Annotated in this window: 1 protein-coding gene; it reads left to right on the forward strand. The window is 66.2% G+C overall.

Annotated elements, in window-relative coordinates:
- Window positions 1-643, forward strand: a 643-nt coding sequence (locus E2C05_RS32295) for an IS6 family transposase (RefSeq protein WP_133223661.1), incomplete at its 5' end; no start/stop codon positions are given.
- Window positions 644-704 lie beyond the last annotated feature (61 nt).

Consider the following 704-nt stretch of genomic DNA (forward strand, 5'->3'; position numbering starts at 1 on the left):
GCTCTACCATGTCTTCAGCCTAAGCCTGCGAGACGTTGAGCTGATCCTGGCCGAGCGGGGGATCACGGTGACACACGAGAGCATCCGGCAGTGGTGCTTGCGGTTCGGGGCCGACTTCGCGGCCAAGCTGCGCCGGCGCCGGCCAAAGCCTGGCGACACCTGGCACCTCGATGAGGTGTTCCTGCGCATTAACGGCGTACTGCACTACCTCTGGCGCGCGGTCGACCAGCATGGCGTCGTGCTCGACATCCTGGTCCAGGGCCGGCGCAATGCGAGCGCAGCCAAGCGCTTCTTCAAGCGCCTGCTGGCCAGGCTGAAGTACAAGCCGAAGCGCGTCGTCACCGATGGCCTGCGCAGCTACGGCGTGGCGAAACGCGAGGTGCTGCCCGACGTGCGGCACCGGAGCAGCCGCTACCTCAACAATCGGGCTGAGAACTCGCACCGGCCGACGCGACGGCGAGAGCGCCAGATGCAGCGGTTCAAGTCGCCCGAGCAAGCGCAGCGCTTCCTCTCGGCGCATGCCTTCATTTACGGCCACTTCAGGCCGCGCCGGCACTTGATGACCGCCGGCGAATATCGCAACGGCCGCGTTAACGCGTTTCGGACTTGGCGGCAGGAGACCCGCGTCCAGCTACCGGCGTGAATGCCAGGGCCGCCCTGTCGCCGCTCCAACGCGACCTATCCCTGAACAACTTGGCAATGCC

This window comes from Paracraurococcus ruber (assembly GCF_004353985.1).
GTDB lineage: Bacteria > Pseudomonadota > Alphaproteobacteria > Acetobacterales > Acetobacteraceae > Paracraurococcus > Paracraurococcus ruber.